Here is a 17,073-nt window from a genome sequence, read left to right as displayed (position 1 = left end):
ATATAAATGGATTTTTAGTCAGATATTAATAGGTGTGGAGATAAGACAATGAGCAACTGAACTCTTGAAATATTAGATGGTTAAAACACGCCATTATGATGATTAAAATAATGGCGTGTTTTTTTATTATTTATTGTTGGTGCTATTTTTGCGATGGCGAATATACATCACAATCGAACCAATTAAGCCAGCGCTTAAAAGCAATACGGGTAATGTCATCAGAATATTCATCACTAATGTTTCATGCTTTTGAATGAAGGGAATTAAATTCAATACATAACCTAGTGAAACAATAATACCTACCCATAAAAAGCCACTTAACCAGTTAAATATTTGGAAGCGACGTTGTTGCAATTCCGATAAGCCCGCTAATGTTGGTAATAATGTTCGTACAAAACCGATGAAACGACCAATTAATAGTGCATACAACCCTTGTCGATGGAAAAGATCATTGGCTTTATGGTGATATTGCTCTGGTAATTGAGCCATCCAGCGTTTAACGATTTTTGTATCACTTAGCCAGCGACCTTGTAAAAAGCCAAGCCAACTCCCAAAACTGGCGGCAGTACCTAATATGATGATTGTTGGAAAGAAGTGTAAAACATCTTTTGCAATTAAGGCACCGCAAAGAATAAGCAGTGTATCTCCAGGTAAAAATGCGGCGGGTAATACCCCGTTTTCCAGCATAATAATAACAAAAAGAACAATATAGATAACCCATAACACATTAGGATTAGCCAACACCATATAATCGTGTTGCATTAATGCGTGAATTATCTCTTTTAATGTACTCATTAGCGAACTCGTATTAAAAAGACTTTATGTTCGTTATTCTAACGCAAAATAAAGATAACAGTTTGATTTAATCCCTGTGGTTCCACAGGGATAGATTTTTTTTAATAAAAAATTCATTATTTATTAGGAAATACGTAAAAACGCGCACTCTAGATCTTCAATAAGATCGTCTACATTTTCTAATCCGATATGGATGCGAAATAACGTTCCTGTAAATGTGGATTGAGTTTCATATTGGCGCATCGATTTAATATCATTGGGGTGATAACCTAAAATTAAAGATTCAAATCCTCCCCATGAAAATGCCATTTTAAATAATGAAAAGTTATCTAAGAAAAGTGAAAATTCTTCAGGCGTTAAAATTCTCTTTAAACTAAAAGAGAACAAACCGTTGCTACCGGAGAAATCACGTTGAAAATATTCATGCCCTGGGCAAGAGGCTAGTGCAGGGTGATAAACATTATCAACTAATGGGTGTTGTTTTAGCCAACGAGCAACTTCCAATGCACTTTGCTCATGTTGCTTCATTCTCACTGGTAATGTTCTTAATCCTCTCGCTGTCATATAAGCAGTATCAGGATCAACACATTGACCTAATAAATAGGTATTTTCTCGTAACTGCTCCCAACAACGTTCATTCGCTACAGCAAAACCTAACATGCCATCGGAGTGGCCATTAATATATTTTGTGGCAGATTGGATTGAAATATCGACATCGAAAGTAAGTGGTTTAAGCAGGTATCCTGCCGCCCAAGTGTTATCAATCATTATAATGATTTCAGGATTATATTGGCGAATCGAGCTGACTATTCCTTGTAGATCTTGAATTTCCATCGTGATTGAACCGGGGGATTCAAGAAAAACAATTTTTGTTTCAGGTCGTAGTAGTTGACTGATGTTTTTACCGATTAGAGGATCAAAATAGGTTGTTGTGACGGAAAATTTGCGCAAGATCTGATCACAAAAATTTTGTGTTGGATCGTAAGCTGATCCTGTCACAAGAATATGCGAGCCTTGCTCAACAAACGCGAGTATTGACTGTGTAATAGCTGCCGCACCCGAAGGGAAAAGTGCACAACCTGCACCTTGTTCTAATTCAGTTAGGGCTTCTTGTAAGGCAAAGTGAGTGGTTGTGCCTCGACGTCCATAAAAAAGTGTACCTTCAGCACGTTTTTTCGTTGCTTCACGTTTTTGTGCAACCGAATCAAAAATAACGGATGAAGTTCGTTGTATAATTGGGTTTACTGCGCTTTGGGCATATTTTTTATCTCGACCAGAAAGGAGGAGTGAGGTTTCTTGTTTTTTTAGCGTCATCCTTAATACCTTCTTTTTAATTGATGGTGTGTTTACTTCACGGTAATTCATTTTTTGGATAAGTACAAAAGACGATCGACATAGTTGATAAAATTTCACGTTACGTGAAATAACGATAATTTGTCTTAAAAATCGACAAATGAAAAAAAAATAGCCAAATAGTAATGATAATTACTATCAAAATGCTTCATGTTTGATATCATTTGAGCGTTTTCTCTTTCCTGATGGCAAACAGGATGATTGTAAGCGAACGATTTTGGGTAAGTAGTGACTGAAAAGCGTCATTACTGAATAAATAAATAGATAAAAAAGAGAGTAAAAGGCCAACTGATGCGTAATTTGACAGCTTCTATTCTATTGGCAATAGGTCTGACAGGCTCTGCTTTTGCGGATACGACTCCTGCCACACCAACCGAACAGCCAACTACTGCTGCCGTTTCTTCAACAGCTTCTACACAGGGAACTGCTACAACCGCAACACCGACAACAGACTCATCTGCTAATACAGGCAATGAAGTTAAAACGCCGGGATCTGAACCGGCTAAGCTTGAGGGTGAAAATACATCACTTACAACGGCTGAAAACGCAGAAAATACTCCGCCAGCGACAGAAAATATGTCATCACAAGTAGAGCCAGAAATGGTGACAGGGGGAGGATTTGCAGAAGATCTGTCCGTTATGGGCATGTATCGTAATGCCGATTTAGTCGTTAAGAGCGTTATGATTGGCTTACTGTTAGCGTCTATTGTGACGTGGGCATTATTTTTCGCCAAAGGAAGCTACTTACTTTCATTGCGTCGTCGATTAAGAAATGAAACAGCGCAATTAGTTGATGCTAAATCACTTAATGATGCTTTAGCTATTAGCAAAAAATTCGGTAATAAGAGCGCGACGGCTGATTTCTTTAATGATGCTGAATTAGAGCGTACTTACTCTCAAGAAAGTAAAGTGGCATCAGGCATTAAAGAACGTGTTGAAATGCGTATGGAACGTCGAGTTGCTGCTATTGTTCGTGAGTTAGGCCGTGGTAATGGCTACTTAGCTACTATTGGCGCAATTTCTCCATTTATTGGTCTTTTTGGTACGGTTTGGGGAATTATGAACAGCTTTATTGGTATTGCACATTCTCAAACGACTAACTTGGCGGTTGTTGCTCCAGGGATTGCTGAAGCCTTATTAGCGACTGCGATTGGTCTGATTGCTGCAATTCCGGCCGTTATCATTTATAACATTTTTGCTCGTATGATCGCAGGCTATCGTGGTGAAATTGGTGATATTGCAACAGGTGTGGTGACATTAGTTAGCCGTGACTTAGATATCGAAAACAGCAAAGCAAGGTAATGAATTATGGCAATGCGTCTTGGTGATGATTCAGGTGATGATAATGAATTACATGATATCAATGTGACGCCTTTTATTGATGTCATGTTGGTTCTGCTCATTATCTTTATGGTAGCCGCGCCTTTAGCTACCGTTGATATAAAAGTAAATTTACCCGCTTCAAGTGCAAAACCACAGCCTCGCCCTGAAAAGCCTGTTTATTTGACCATAAAGTCTGATAAGCAAATTTTCATTGGTGAAGAGAGGGTCACACATGAAACGATGGCTAATGTGTTAGATACCATGACACAAGCAAACAAGGAGACCACCATCTTTTTCCAGGCAGATAAAACGGTTGATTATGAAACGTTAATGGCTGCAATGGATTCGTTAAGAAAGGCGGGGTATCTTAAAGTTGGATTAGTAGGAATGGAAACTGTCTCTACAGGCAATTAACATTTAAAAATATGCTCTTCAACTAAGTATTATTACGCTATTTAAAAAGTACTTTATTTGTCGTTGTGAAATGATGAATAAAGTGCTTTTTTATTATACAAAAAATAACGGTTATATTTTTACTGCTTTTAGTTATTAACAAGGTTATTAATAAAATTGAGTTAGAATCAAATTTAGCTTTAGTCTTAAATAATGTTAATAATAGGTAGATTAATTTTAAGAATAAGCAATTAATTTAGTTTGCTCGGTAAAAATAAGCTGAATCAATTAATGCTAAGTAGATATTATTATTTCAACTTACTTTACATTAATATTCATTAACTCTTCATTTTTTTTCACTTTTAGATTTGTTGATATTTGCTTTTTTAAGTTAAATTTTTCTATAACCATATGATTAGTGGTGTTTTTGTTTTAATTTGATTTAAGTGTAAAAATGCTTGCGCAAAAAATCTTATTGGATATAATGCATTCACATTACAAATTGAAACATTTTGTAATGTGCCAGAACGCCTAATTTATTTATTATCTAAGTTATCCGTATTTGGATACTTATTTTTTTATTGCACCAGGTAGACCGTTGTTTTCAGTCATTCCAATTTCTGGTAAGTAGATTTTATTTACTTATTCAAACCACTTCTTGTCTTTGATAAGCGGTGAGTACAATAAAACGTGAAAGGCAGAGAACTACACATAGCATTTTATTATTTTAATAAATTTAAAGGCCATAACATTTCGGTGTTATGGCCTTTTATTTTGTTGATGGGATCTATTTTTATCACTCCAGTCATTCCAAGGTGTTAATCTAAAGCACATAGACCTTACTTTTATCTCCTTATTCTTGGTTTTTCTCCCACTCTCACAAGGTTTTGTCAGACTGAATAGTACAAACAGTTAACAAAGTGTTTTTCTATTTTTCAGATTTATGAGCACTTCTTTCATCTATTCTTACAAAAATAAGAAATATGCTTTATTTGGGGATTTTTTATCGATAATTTGTATTTTTTTATCTATAAAAACAACAAAAATTTAACATAAAAATTTAGCTAGGTTAATTTCGTTATAAATTCGATAGGTTATAAAATAACTTTATGTAATTATCCCCATGGTTTACTAGTTAGTAATTATTAATGATCAGATCTTTTGAATATCAGTTCTCATTATTATGTATTTAATTATATAACGATTTCATAGTAGGGGATTATCTTATTCCAAAAACGAATATACATATAACTATATGAAAAATGATAAGAAAAATAGGTTGGTTTTTGGTTAAAAAATAAGCAGAGTTATGATGGTTAAAAATGAATAACAAAAGAAAATGGACTAAATTAGTCATTAAAATAAGCTGAAATTAAATATATTAATGTAATCATTTATTGTTTATGAAATGCAATTTTTAACATTATTTATGATGTAATGTAAAGGTTGATAATATGAAAACAAGAGTCGTCATTATAATTAAAGAATATATTTAAATTAATTTTTAATAACTTTTATTAGAAAGTTAAAATAATTAATTATTAATTTTGTATTATTTTAAATATATTGTCTTATAAATTGATTGTTTTTTGACTTACTTGTATCTTTATGATTATTAACAATTTAAATATTTATAACTCTTCATCTATCGAGTTAATGAGAATTATTTCTATTTCTTTTATCATTTCTAAATAAAGTCGTAATAAATTTAAAATGACGAAATATATAAAAAATAGATATTAAACCTTATATTGCTGAAACGTTTTTACTCACATAAAAGAATAATTTATTTTTTAATGAATTATCGCTTGATAATGATCAAGTCATTATTGTGTCGTAGTGTTAAAAAGGCGGTGTTTTAAAATTATTCCAATTAAAAATCATCATATCAGGAGAGATATATGGCCTTGGGGAATAATGTTTTTTCCCATCATGGTATTAACCGACGCGATTTTATGAAATTGTGTGCTGCGTTGTCAGCTACCATGGGATTAAGCGGCAAAGCTGCCGCAGAAATGTCAGAAGCAATGGTGTCAACTGAACGCCCACCGGTTATTTGGATTGGTGCTCAGGAGTGTACAGGGTGTACGGAGTCTTTATTACGTGCGACTCACCCGACTCTGGAAAATCTTGTGCTTGATGTTATTGCACTCGAATATCACGAAGTGCTTTCTTCGGCTTTTGGTGATCAAGCTGAAGAAAATAAACACAATGCGATGGAGAAATATAAAGGTAAGTACGTTCTCGTTGTCGATGGTTCAATCCCAGACAAAGATGGCGGTGTTTACTGTATGGTTGCAGGAAAACCTATTATTGAGCATATCAAAGAAGCCGCTGAAGGGGCCGCTGCGATTATTGCGATTGGTTCATGTTCTGCATGGGGGGGAGTGCCTGCTACTGGAGGTAACCCAACAGGTGCTAAATCACTGGAAGCGATTTTACCAGGTAAAACTGTTATCAATATTCCAGGATGCCCACCAAACCCACATAACTTCTTAGCGACGGTTGCACATATTATTACTTTCAATAAATTGCCTAAGTTAGATAGCAAGAACAGACCGCTTTTTGCTTATGAGCGTTTAATTCACGAAAACTGTGAACGTCGCCCTCATTTTGACGCGGGTCGTTTTGCTAAAGAGTTTGGTGATGAAGGTCATCGTCAAGGTTGGTGTTTATACCATTTAGGCTGTAAAGGGCCTGAAACCTATGGTAACTGCCCGACATTGGAATTCTGCGATGTTGGTGGTGGAATTTGGCCTGTAGGTATTGGTCACCCTTGTTACGGATGTAATGAAGAAGGGATTGGCTTTACTAAAGGTATTTTCCAATTAGCGAATGTTTATCAGCCAACACCAAAAGCGCAAGTACCTGATGTTAATGCGAAAGAAGGTGGTGGCGTGTCTTATGGTGCTGCAGGCTTGCTCGGTGCTGTTGTCGGTGCGGTTGCCGGTGTCAGTGTGATGGCTGTGCGTCAATTAGGCCGTGACAAGAATGCCACAGGAGCCTCACAGGAGGATAAACGGTGAATAGGCGTCATTTCTTTAAGCTGGCATCAGGTGGGGTTCTCCTTGCGGGAATGGCTCCCACTGCGAGTCATGCTGCGGCGCAGAACCGTCCCCCGATTCCTGGGTCTCTCGGTATGCTCTACGACTCTACATTATGTGTAGGCTGTCAAGCATGTGTCACTAAATGTCAGGAAATCAATCATCCGGAGCCAATGGAGCGTGGTGATACTTACGCTAATGGCGATCCGATTTGGTCAAACAACGATAAATTAAGTCCTTACACAAATAATATTATTCAAATTTGGCGTGATGGTACGGGTGAAAATAAAGACCAACTGGAAAACGGTTATGCTTTCATTAAGAAACAATGTATGCATTGTGTTGATGCGAACTGCGTTTCCGTTTGCCCTGTTTCTGCGTTAACCAAAGATCCAAAAACCGGTATTGTCCATTATCACGCGGATATCTGTACAGGTTGTCGTTACTGTATGGTGGGATGCCCTTATAACATTCCAAAATACGATTATGATGATCCATTTGGTAAGCTCTATAAATGCGAGCTTTGTAACCAAAAAGGTGTTGAGCGTTTAGATAAAGGCTTATTACCAGGCTGTGTTGAAGTTTGTCCTACTGGTGCAGTTATTTTCGGTACACGCGAAGAATTGCTAGAAGAAGCAAAACGTCGTTTAGCGAAAAAAGCGGGTGAAGAATATCATTACCCACGTCAAACCATTAGTGGTGGCGATACTTATCTACATAAAATTCCTGAATATCAAGATCATATCTATGGTGAGTTTGAAGGTGGCGGTACGCAAGTCATGGTACTTTCTGCGGTTCCTTTCGACAATTTAGGAATGCCAGAAGTGGCACCATTATCAACGGGTGCGCGTTCTGAACATATTCAACATACGCTTTATAAAGGCATGGTATTACCAATAGCAGCCCTTGCAGGGATCACCTATTTGGTTAACCGTAATAGTAAAAAACAAGAGCAGGAACACCACAAGGAGGATAACGATGTCGAGTCATGATCCTCGTCCACTTGGCGGTAAGTTATTTACTCTAGCAGTAAGAGTATTTTTACCGCTTGCTGTGCTCGGTTTTATTCTTATTGGTAAGCGTTTGGTATTAGGTCTGGGCGATGTCTCTGACCTGAATGGGGGATACCCTTGGGGTATTTGGATTGCCTTTGACTTATTGATAGGAACAGGCTTTGCATGTGGCGGTTGGGCACTTGCATGGGCTGTTTATGTCTTTAATAAAGGGGAGTTTCACCCATTAGTGCGTCCTGCATTACTCGCGAGCTTGTTTGGCTATTCATTAGGTGGTTTATCCATCGCTATTGATATTGGTCGTTATTGGAACATGCCTCACTTCTTTATGCCGCAATACTTTAACGTTAACTCAGTGTTGTTTGAAACAGCGACCTGTATGACCATCTATATTATGGTGATGGCATTAGAATTCTTACCTGCGTTATTAGAACGTTTAGGTTGGAAAGTGTCGTTGAAACGTCTTAATAAAGCGATGTTCTTTATTATTGGTCTTGGTGCTTTACTGCCAACCATGCACCAATCCTCAATGGGATCATTAATGATTTCAGCGGGTTGGAAAGTACATCCACTGTGGCAATCTTATGAGATGTTACCGCTGTTTTCTTTACTAACAGCCTTTATTCTCGGTTTCACTATCGTTATTTTTGAAGGTTCGCTGTTAAAAGCAAGCCGTACCATGAATGATGACGAAACACCATTGTTTACCAAGCTAACACGAGTGATCGAAGTGTTATTGATTACTTTCTTGGTACTACGTTGGGGCGAGGTAATTTGGAACGGTAAACTCAGTTATATCGCAAATGGGGATATGTTCTCTTGGTTATTCATTGCTGAAAGTGCATTGTTGCTTATCCCACTTGTGCTTATGCATCTGAATGATAATCGTCGTAACCCAAGAATGTTGTTTGTATGCGCATTATTTATGCTTATTGGCGCAGCAATGTGGCGTATGAATTACTCTTTAGTTGCTTATAATCCAGGCAATGGTTACCACTATTTCCCAACAGCAAGTGAATTATTGATTTCTATTGGCTTCGTTGCATTTGAAGTAACTGCTTACATTCTTATTATCCGTTTATTGCCGGTTTTACCTGCACAAACAGATTCAAATATACAATTAAAAAAGGCTGAGGTTAAATCATGAGCCAACGCATTACTATTGATCCTATTACCCGTATTGAAGGGCATTTACGCGTCGATTGTGAAATTGATAACGGAAAAGTTGTTAAGGCTTGGTCTTCCGGTACCATGTGGCGCGGAATGGAGGAGATCCTAAAAGGAAGCGATCCTCGTGATGCATGGATTATCGTGCAACGTATTTGTGGTGTTTGTACGACAGTTCACGCGATTGCCTCAGTACGTGCAGTTGAAGATGCCTTAGGTATGGATATTCCTGTCAATGCGCAATATATCCGTAACATTATTTTGGCTTCTCATATTCTTCATGACCATATCGTTCACTTCTATCAGCTTTCTGCGATGGACTGGGTTGATATTACTTCTGCATTACAAGCCGATCCTGAAAAAGCATCAGCGATGCTGAAAGGCGTTTCTAAGTGGCAATTAAATTCTGCTGAAGAATTTAGAAAAGTACAGAAAAAAATCCAAGATTTAGTAGATAGCGGTCAGTTAGGTATTTTCGCTAATGGTTATTGGGGTCACTCAGCCATGAAATTACCACCAGAAGTTAACTTGATTGCCGTTGCTCACTATCTGCAAGCTCTTGAATGTCAGCGTGATGCAAACCGTATCGTTGCTGTTCTTGGTGGTAAAACACCTCATATCCAAAACTTGGCTGTGGGGGGGGTTGCTAACCCAATTAATCTTGATGCACCAAGTGTTCTTAACTTAGAACGTTTAATGTATGTGAAGCACTTTATCGATAATCTTGGTGATTTTATTGAACAAGTTTATAAAGTCGATACCGCTATTTTTGCTGCTTATTATCCAGAGTGGCTAAAAATTGGTAAAGGAGCTAACTACTATTTATCTGTACCTGAGTTACCAATCAATGGTAATAACACCGAGTTTTTACTGTCTGGTGGTTATATGGAAGGCGTTGATTTCTCAACGTATCGTCCAATTAAAAACTGGAAAGATGAAAACCTGAAAGACGGTATAGAAGAAAGTGGTAAACACGCATGGTATGAAGATGATGAACCATTAAAACCATGGGAAGGCTTAACTCGTCCTAAATACACAGGCTGGGATGAAAACAATAAATACTCATGGGTTAAATCACCAACATTCTATGGCAAACCTGTAGAAGTCGGCACATTAGCGTGGTTAGTGTGTGGTTTAGCAGGTAAGCACGAAGGTACTGTTAAGCACTATAACGAAGTTAATGAGATATATACTAAATTAACAGGTGAAACACTGGTTAATGAGCAGTTAGAGTCAACTTGGGGACGTATTATTGGACGTACTGTTCATGCTTGCGTATTACAAGATTCTCTGAACTTCTTATGGCAATCACTGGTTGATAATATTGGTCGTGGTGACACAACTGCCTTTATTAAACCAGAGTTTGAACCAGGTAAAGAGTATCGTGGGGTGGGTTTTGAAGAAGCCTCTCGCGGTATGTTATCTCACTGGATCGTGTTTAAAGACGGTAAAATTACTAACTATCAGGCCGTTGTTCCATCAACATGGAATGCGGGTCCTCGTAACTTTAATGATGAACCGGGTCCTTATGAGTTATCACTTGTTGGTACACCTGTTGCTGATCCTAAAAAACCATTAGAAGTGGTAAGAACGATCCACTCCTTTGACCCATGTATGGCATGTGCTGTACATATGGTTGATTTAACAGGTAAAGAACTGAGTAAGGTGAAGGTATTATAATGCGTACACTTGTCTTAGGTATTGGTAATTTATTACTAAGCGATGAAGGCATTGGTGTTCGTATCGTAGAGGCGCTCGAAGAGCGCTTCTCTTTACCAGAGAACGTCGATGTTATTGATGGTGGCACATCAGGAATGGAAATTTTGCAAGATATCGCTGCAAGAGACCTCCTGATTGTTGCCGATGCGGTAAGAAGTAATCATGAACCAGGCAGTATTTTTGTTTTACATGATGATGATGTTCCTGCGCTTTTTACACAGAAGATCTCGCCTCATCAACTAGGTTTATCTGATGTGTTAATGGCTTTACGTATGACGGATGAATTTCCACGTAAGCTTATTTTAGTGGGTATTGAGCCAGCATCATTAGAGCCGAGTATGTCATTGTCTGACATTGGTGAAAAATCAATGGAGATTGCGCTAGAACATGTGGTGAATATTTTGCGTGAATACGGCATTCCTGTCACACCTAAAGAGGTAACAGCATGAGTGAATTAAGCTGGGATATCCTAGGATATGATGAACCGCCTGTTGAGCAACTTGAAGCACGTTTTAGTGAAATTGCTGAAAAAGAGATGAAAAGTCTTCCTTTTTATCGCGAGGGTATTCCTGTAAAAGCAGGAGGCTTTACCTTATTTGAAAATCAATGGATTGGTGCTGTTTTAACGCCTTGGATGTTAGAACTTGTCGTTTTTCCAGGACCGTCACAAGAATGGCCACATCGTAAAGTGGGTGATCGCATAGGGTTAGAGCTACCTTGTGGTCAGATTAAATTCGTTGTGGGTGAACTTGCGGGTGGAATGCAATACCTTGCTTGTTCATTAATGTCGCCACTTGATAGACATTTAGTAGCGGAACATGCTGTGGAGTTGGTTGAAAATAGTGTGAAAATGGCTCTTTCTCTTCCTGTTCAGACACAATCCGTAGCAGAAGTTGATTTAAGTCGTCGTTCTCTCTTCCGAGGTCAGTTAAGATCATAGTGTAGAAATTTTACGCGACACAGAGTCACATTCTTCTTATTGAATAGTACAGGAGTCAGAATATGTGTAGCACTTGCGGTTGTGGCGAAGGCAATGTCAGAATTGAAGGCGTAGAGCCTCATTCACATGAGCACCATCATCATCACTCTCACTCTCATGATCATCACGACCATGGTCATCATCATGATCACGGCCACCATGGACATGATCATCATCATGAACACACTGCTACTCCAGCGAATACTGTTCATAAATATATTGATAAGTCTGAGCAAAAGCATAAGCATAACTACGAAACCAATGGTCAGCCTATCATTGTTCATCACCACTATTATCATAACAGTGGTGATGTTCATCTTCATTTTCATAACGATGCACAGCTAAACGAAACGCCTGTTTTCCATGAACATCATCATGGACATAACGCTCATCATGAGCACGATCATGCACATGATCATTCTCATCAGCACGACCATGAGCACGAGAGCGAAGAACAATTCAGTCCAGTGATTGAAAATCAGAATATGCATTATGGCCAAGGTGAAGCAGGAACACATGCACCTGGGATTAGCCAAAAGCGTATGCTGAAGATTGAAATGGATGTACTGGATAAAAATAATCGTATTGCGATTCATAACCGTGAACATTTTGAACAGCAAAATGTGTTGGCATTAAATCTAGTTTCAAGCCCTGGTTCTGGTAAAACAACACTGTTAACACAAACATTAAAACAGTTAGCCCAACGTGTACCTTGTGCTGTGATCGAAGGCGATCAACAAACGACGAATGATGCGGATCGTATTCGTGAAACGGGTGTTCCAGCTATTCAAGTGAATACAGGTAAAGGTTGTCACCTTGATGCGCAAATGGTGCATGATGCAACGCACCAATTAGGCGTGCAGGATAACAGCATTCTCTTTATTGAGAATGTGGGGAATTTAGTGTGCCCAGCCAGCTTTGATTTGGGTGAAAAACATAAAGTGGCTATTCTTTCTGTCACTGAAGGTGAAGATAAGCCACTGAAATATCCGCATATGTTTGCCGCTGCTGATTTAATGATTATCAATAAGATTGATTTAGTGCCACATCTTAATATTGATGTTCAAACCTGTATCGAATCCGCTCGTCGTGTGAATCCTAATATCGAAATCATTGCGTTATCAGCAACAACGGGTGAAGGCATGGAAGCGTGGTTAGCTTGGTTGGAGAGTCGTTTATGTGCTTAGGTGTCCCTGCTAAGATTGTTGAGGTGGGCGAAGATGTCCACCAACTCGCTTATGCCGAAGTCAGTGGCGTCAAACGTGCGGTTAATATTTCAATGGTATGTGAAGGCGAACCTAGTGAATTATTAGGCAAATGGGTACTTATTCATGTGGGATTTGCCATGAGTATTCTTGATGAGCAAGAAGCACAAGATACTCTTGATGCATTACAGCATGTCTATGGTGTGACCCTCGAAGAGGCTGATGATGCAGTACGTTGATGAATTTCGTGATCCCGAACTTGCGAAAGCTTTACTAGCCCAAATTCGTGAAACTATTTCACAATGGCCTCACCCTATTAAACGTCCATTACAAATCATGGAAGTGTGCGGTGGGCATACACATGCCATTTTCAAATTTGGTTTAGACCGCTTATTACCAGAAGAAATTGAATTTGTTCACGGGCCGGGTTGTCCTGTTTGTGTATTACCGATGGGGCGAATTGATGCATGTTTAGAAATTGCAGCCCGTCCTGATGTGATTTTCTGCACATTTGGTGATGCAATGCGAGTACCGGGTCGTAATGGCTCAATGCTTGATGCACGTCGTCGTGGTAGTGATATTCGTATTGTCTATTCACCACTCGATTCACTCAAAATCGCACAAGATAATCCAGACAAACAAGTGGTTTTCTTTGGTTTAGGTTTTGAAACAACCATGCCAAGTACGGCAATGACGCTACAACAAGCAAAATTGCGTGGACTTAAAAACTTTTCTCTATTTTGTCAGCACATTACCATCGTACCGACTTTGCGTTGTCTACTAGAGCAAGACGATGTTCGCATTGATGGCTTTATTGCACCGGGGCATGTGAGTATGGTGATTGGATGTACACCATATCAACCGTTATGTGATGCATTTGAAAAGCCTTTTGTGGTGACAGGATTTGAACCATTAGATTTATTGCAAGCTATACTGATGGTCATTAAACAACTTAAAGCAAAAGCAGAAAATGCAGATTATGTTTTAAGTATTGAAAACCAATATAGTCGCATTGTACCGAATGAAGGTAATAAGTTAGCCCAAAAAGCACTTAACGAAGTGTTTATGTTAAAAGAAACCAGTGAATGGCGTGGATTGGGTGAGATCCCAATGTCAGGTATTCAATTAACACCCGCTTATTCTGAGTTTGATGCAGAATTACGTTTTACACCAGCACCACAAAAAGTGGCCGATAATCCACAATCTCGCTGTGGTGATGTATTAACAGGACGATGCAAACCTTCGGATTGCCCGCTCTTTGGCAAAAGTTGTACACCAGAAACCGCATTGGGTGCTTTAATGGTGTCATCAGAAGGGGCGTGTGCGGCTTATTATCAGTATCGCCGTGAAGGTAATATATGAAACAACCTGATGAAATCACTTTAGCCCAAGGAAATGGTGGGCAAGGTATGCAACAATTGATCGAAGGCTTATTTTTAAAAGCATTCGATAATCCATTATTGAATGAAAAAGAAGATCAAGCACGGATCGCATTAAATGAGTTAACGACGCTTGGCGATCGTCTTGCTTTTAGCACAGATAGTTATGTGATTGATCCGATCATTTTTCCTGGCGGGAATATTGGTAAATTATCTGTTTGTGGTACGGCTAATGATCTTTCTGTTGGTGGTGCTGTGCCTCGTTATCTTTCATGTGGTTTTATTCTCGAAGAAGGGCTTCCATTTGAAACCCTTGAAGTGCTTGTATTCGCGATGGCAAAAGCTGCTTCACAAGCGGGAATACAAATTGTCACGGGAGATACTAAAGTAGTTCCTCGTGGTGCGGCGGATAAGATTTTTATCAATACTGCGGGTATTGGCGTTATTCCAACAGCAGTTAATTGGGCTGCAAGCAATATCAAAGCGGGCGATAAGATCTTAGTGAGCGGTACTATTGGCGATCACGGCGCAACAATCCTAAATCTGCGTGAAAATTTAGGACTAGAAGCGGATCTACAAAGTGATTGTGCTGTTCTTGAGCCAATGATTGCGCCTTTACGCCAAATTACAGGTATTCGTGCCTTACGTGATGCAACCCGAGGTGGCGTGACTGCTATTTTGCATGAATTTGCTCAAGCTAGCGGTTGTGGCATGAATGTGCATGAAAGTAAATTACCAATGAAACAAGCTGTTCGTGGTGTGTGTGAATTATTAGGGCTTGAAGCACTGAATTTTGCTAATGAAGGTAAAATTGTTTTAGTGGTATCGCCTGACGCTGAAGCACAAGTCCTTGAGGCTTTACATCAACATACTTTAGGGAAAGAGGCTTGTACTATTGGTGAAGTTACCGAGGATAATTATATTCGGTTAACGGGAATTTTCGGGACTAGCCGTATCCTTGACTTACCATATAACGAGCCATTACCACGTATTTGCTAATTACTTACTTCCCACTTATAAATTGAAATGACCATAAGATTTATAAGTGGGATAAGTTGCCAGCCTGTTACAAAAAATTTGTTATAGCGCAAATTTCTCTCATTTATCTGAATACTGACCCTTTGATAAAAAAATTATTGGAGTAACATGTTCGGCCAATCCTACTGCGTGGAGAGGGTCTCTCGTAGAGGTAAGTTCTAGGAAAAAACATGTCTTGGTCAGAATTTAAATCTCAATACCTGATCCGTTTTTGGAAGCCTCTTCCAGCGGTGATTGCGGCAGGTATCTTATCAACTTACTACTTTGGTTTAACCGGCACGTTCTGGGCTGTCACGGGAGAATTTACTCGTTGGGGCGGTCACGTAATGCAATGGTTTGGTGCTCACCCTGAAGAATGGGGTTATTTTAAAATTATCGGTCTTGAAGGTACGCCATTAACGCGTATTGACGGTGTGATGATTATTGGCATGTTTGGAGGTTGTATTATGGCTGCGCTTTGGGCCAACAACGTCAAACTTCGCCATCCTCAGCATAAAATTCGTATTATTCAGGCAGTGCTTGGGGGGATTATTGCGGGTTTTGGTGCACGTTTAGCGATGGGCTGTAACCTCGCTGCTTTCTTTACGGGGATCCCCCAGTTTTCTTTACATGCTTGGTTTTTTGCGGTTGCAACAGCGATTGGCTCTTATTTTGGTGCCAAACTTTCACTGATGCCTCTGTTTCGTATTCCTGTAAAACTACAAAAAGTTAGTCAAGCTTCACCGATTACTCAAGATAAACAGCGTGCAAAACGTCGCTTTAGATTGGGAATGGTTATCTTTTTTGCCATGATTGCGTGGTCTTTCATTATTCTCTTTGATTCACCCAAACTGGGCTTTGCGATGTTAGGCGGTATTGGTTTTGGTATTTTAATCGAACGAGCGCAAATCTGTTTTACCTCTGCCTTTCGTGATTTATGGATAACAGGCAGAACTCATATGGCAAAAGCGATTATCATTGGTATGGCGGTGAGTGCGGTTGGGATCTTCAGCTATGTCCAATTAGGTGCTGCGCCTAAAATTATGTGGGCAGGGCCGAATGCTGTCATTGGCGGTTTACTCTTTGGTTTCGGTATTGTACTTGCGGGTGGGTGTGAAACAGGCTGGATGTATCGCGCTGTAGAAGGTCAAATTCACTTTTGGTGGGTTGGATTGGGTAACGTTATCGGCTCGACATTATTGGCTTACTACTGGGATGATTTTGCCTCAGTGATCGCGACTGATTATGACAAGATTAACTTACTCGACACCTTTGGTCCAGTGGGAGGATTAGGTGTGACATATCTGATGCTTGGTGTGTCATTTATATTATTACTTTGGTGGGAAAAACACTTTTTCCGTAAAAAGGCGCAACAAGCACAATCTATTTCAACACAAGTTAATAAGGAAATCGCATGAGTCAGAAAGACACCATTATTCCTGATTATCGTCTAGATATGGTTGGTGAACCTTGTCCTTATCCTGCGGTAGCAACGCTTGAAGCTATGCCATCACTGAAAAAAGGCGAAATTTTAGAGGTAGTAAGTGATTGCCCTCAATCCATTAACAATATTCCGCTTGATGCGAAAAATTATGGTTATACCGTGTTAGATATCCAACAAGATGGCCCGACAATTCGGTATTTAATTCAAAAATAAATTTTACTAAATAAAAAACAGCCTATTTA

General features: G+C 39.0%; 16 protein-coding genes. 14 read left to right on the top strand and 2 right to left on the bottom strand.

What is annotated here, in order from left to right:
• Positions 1-126: 126 nt before the first annotated feature.
• Together GWJ05_RS05640 and metC are read right to left on the bottom strand one after the other, a co-directional pair.
• Complete coding sequence (locus tag GWJ05_RS05640) at positions 127-795, bottom strand: DedA family protein (protein WP_036932964.1); 669 nt, start codon at positions 793-795, stop codon at positions 127-129.
• Between the two features lie 123 nt (positions 796-918).
• Complete coding sequence (metC, locus tag GWJ05_RS05635; RefSeq protein ID WP_036932962.1) at positions 919-2,109, bottom strand: cystathionine beta-lyase; 1,191 nt, start codon at positions 2,107-2,109, stop codon at positions 919-921.
• Positions 2,110-2,439: 330 nt separating this feature from the next.
• Here metC and exbB point away from each other — a divergent pair, with 330 nt between their 5' ends.
• The 14 genes from exbB (at position 2,440) to yedF (ending at position 17,044) form a co-directional block, all read left to right on the top strand.
• Positions 2,440-3,450 (top strand): tonB-system energizer ExbB, encoded by a 1,011-nt coding sequence (gene exbB, locus GWJ05_RS05630; RefSeq protein ID WP_036932960.1) that lies wholly within the window; start codon positions 2,440-2,442, stop codon positions 3,448-3,450.
• 6 nt (positions 3,451-3,456) lie between these two features.
• Positions 3,457-3,885, top strand: a complete 429-nt coding sequence (gene exbD / locus GWJ05_RS05625) for a TonB system transport protein ExbD (protein WP_036932959.1) — start codon at positions 3,457-3,459, stop codon at positions 3,883-3,885.
• Between the two features lie 1,880 nt (positions 3,886-5,765).
• The gene (hybO, locus tag GWJ05_RS05620; protein WP_036932958.1) at positions 5,766-6,890 is read left to right on the top strand and encodes a hydrogenase 2 small subunit; all 1,125 of its coding nucleotides are present in this window, start codon (positions 5,766-5,768) and stop codon (positions 6,888-6,890) included.
• Positions 6,887-7,900, top strand: a complete 1,014-nt coding sequence (hybA, locus tag GWJ05_RS05615) for a hydrogenase 2 operon protein HybA (protein ID WP_036911746.1) — start codon at positions 6,887-6,889, stop codon at positions 7,898-7,900. Before hybO ends, hybA begins: the two co-directional genes overlap by 4 nt.
• Positions 7,887-9,068, top strand: a complete 1,182-nt coding sequence (gene hybB, locus GWJ05_RS05610; protein ID WP_036932957.1) for a Ni/Fe-hydrogenase cytochrome b subunit — start codon at positions 7,887-7,889, stop codon at positions 9,066-9,068. Before hybA ends, hybB begins: the two co-directional genes overlap by 14 nt.
• On the top strand, positions 9,065-10,768 hold the full coding sequence (gene hybC / locus GWJ05_RS05605) for a hydrogenase 2 large subunit (RefSeq protein WP_161681157.1): 1,704 nt from the start codon (positions 9,065-9,067) through the stop codon (positions 10,766-10,768). The genes hybB and hybC overlap by 4 nt, the downstream gene beginning before the upstream one ends.
• Positions 10,768-11,256, top strand: coding sequence for a HyaD/HybD family hydrogenase maturation endopeptidase (locus GWJ05_RS05600; protein WP_036932954.1), 489 nt, complete (start codon positions 10,768-10,770; stop codon positions 11,254-11,256). The genes hybC and GWJ05_RS05600 overlap by 1 nt, the downstream gene beginning before the upstream one ends.
• The gene (hybE, locus tag GWJ05_RS05595; protein WP_036932953.1) at positions 11,253-11,747 is read left to right on the top strand and encodes a hydrogenase-2 assembly chaperone; all 495 of its coding nucleotides are present in this window, start codon (positions 11,253-11,255) and stop codon (positions 11,745-11,747) included. Before GWJ05_RS05600 ends, hybE begins: the two co-directional genes overlap by 4 nt.
• A 62-nt stretch (positions 11,748-11,809) precedes the next feature.
• Positions 11,810-12,973 carry a hydrogenase nickel incorporation protein HypB gene (gene hypB / locus GWJ05_RS05590; RefSeq protein ID WP_036932951.1) on the top strand — a complete coding sequence of 388 codons (1,164 nt, stop codon included), beginning with the start codon at positions 11,810-11,812 and terminating at the stop codon, positions 12,971-12,973.
• A complete protein-coding gene (hybG, locus tag GWJ05_RS05585; RefSeq protein ID WP_006535180.1) occupies positions 12,964-13,230 on the top strand; it encodes a hydrogenase maturation factor HybG in 267 nt (88 codons plus the stop codon). The genes hypB and hybG overlap by 10 nt, the downstream gene beginning before the upstream one ends.
• The gene (gene hypD, locus GWJ05_RS05580; protein ID WP_036932950.1) at positions 13,217-14,353 is read left to right on the top strand and encodes a hydrogenase formation protein HypD; all 1,137 of its coding nucleotides are present in this window, start codon (positions 13,217-13,219) and stop codon (positions 14,351-14,353) included. The genes hybG and hypD overlap by 14 nt, the downstream gene beginning before the upstream one ends.
• Positions 14,350-15,369, top strand: a complete 1,020-nt coding sequence (gene hypE, locus GWJ05_RS05575; RefSeq protein WP_036932948.1) for a hydrogenase expression/formation protein HypE — start codon at positions 14,350-14,352, stop codon at positions 15,367-15,369. The genes hypD and hypE overlap by 4 nt, the downstream gene beginning before the upstream one ends.
• 209 nt (positions 15,370-15,578) lie before the next feature.
• The gene (gene yedE, locus GWJ05_RS05570; protein ID WP_036932947.1) at positions 15,579-16,805 is read left to right on the top strand and encodes a selenium metabolism membrane protein YedE/FdhT; all 1,227 of its coding nucleotides are present in this window, start codon (positions 15,579-15,581) and stop codon (positions 16,803-16,805) included.
• Complete coding sequence (yedF, locus tag GWJ05_RS05565) at positions 16,802-17,044, top strand: sulfurtransferase-like selenium metabolism protein YedF (protein ID WP_006535172.1); 243 nt, start codon at positions 16,802-16,804, stop codon at positions 17,042-17,044. Before yedE ends, yedF begins: the two co-directional genes overlap by 4 nt.
• The last annotated feature ends 29 nt before the right edge of the window (positions 17,045-17,073 follow it).

Origin of the sequence: Proteus sp. G2626 (assembly GCF_009915985.1) — a bacterium.
Taxonomy (GTDB): domain Bacteria; phylum Pseudomonadota; class Gammaproteobacteria; order Enterobacterales; family Enterobacteriaceae; genus Proteus; species Proteus vulgaris.
The sequence above is the reverse complement of the archived record's forward strand: the minus strand, read 5'-3'. Positions and strand labels throughout refer to the sequence as shown.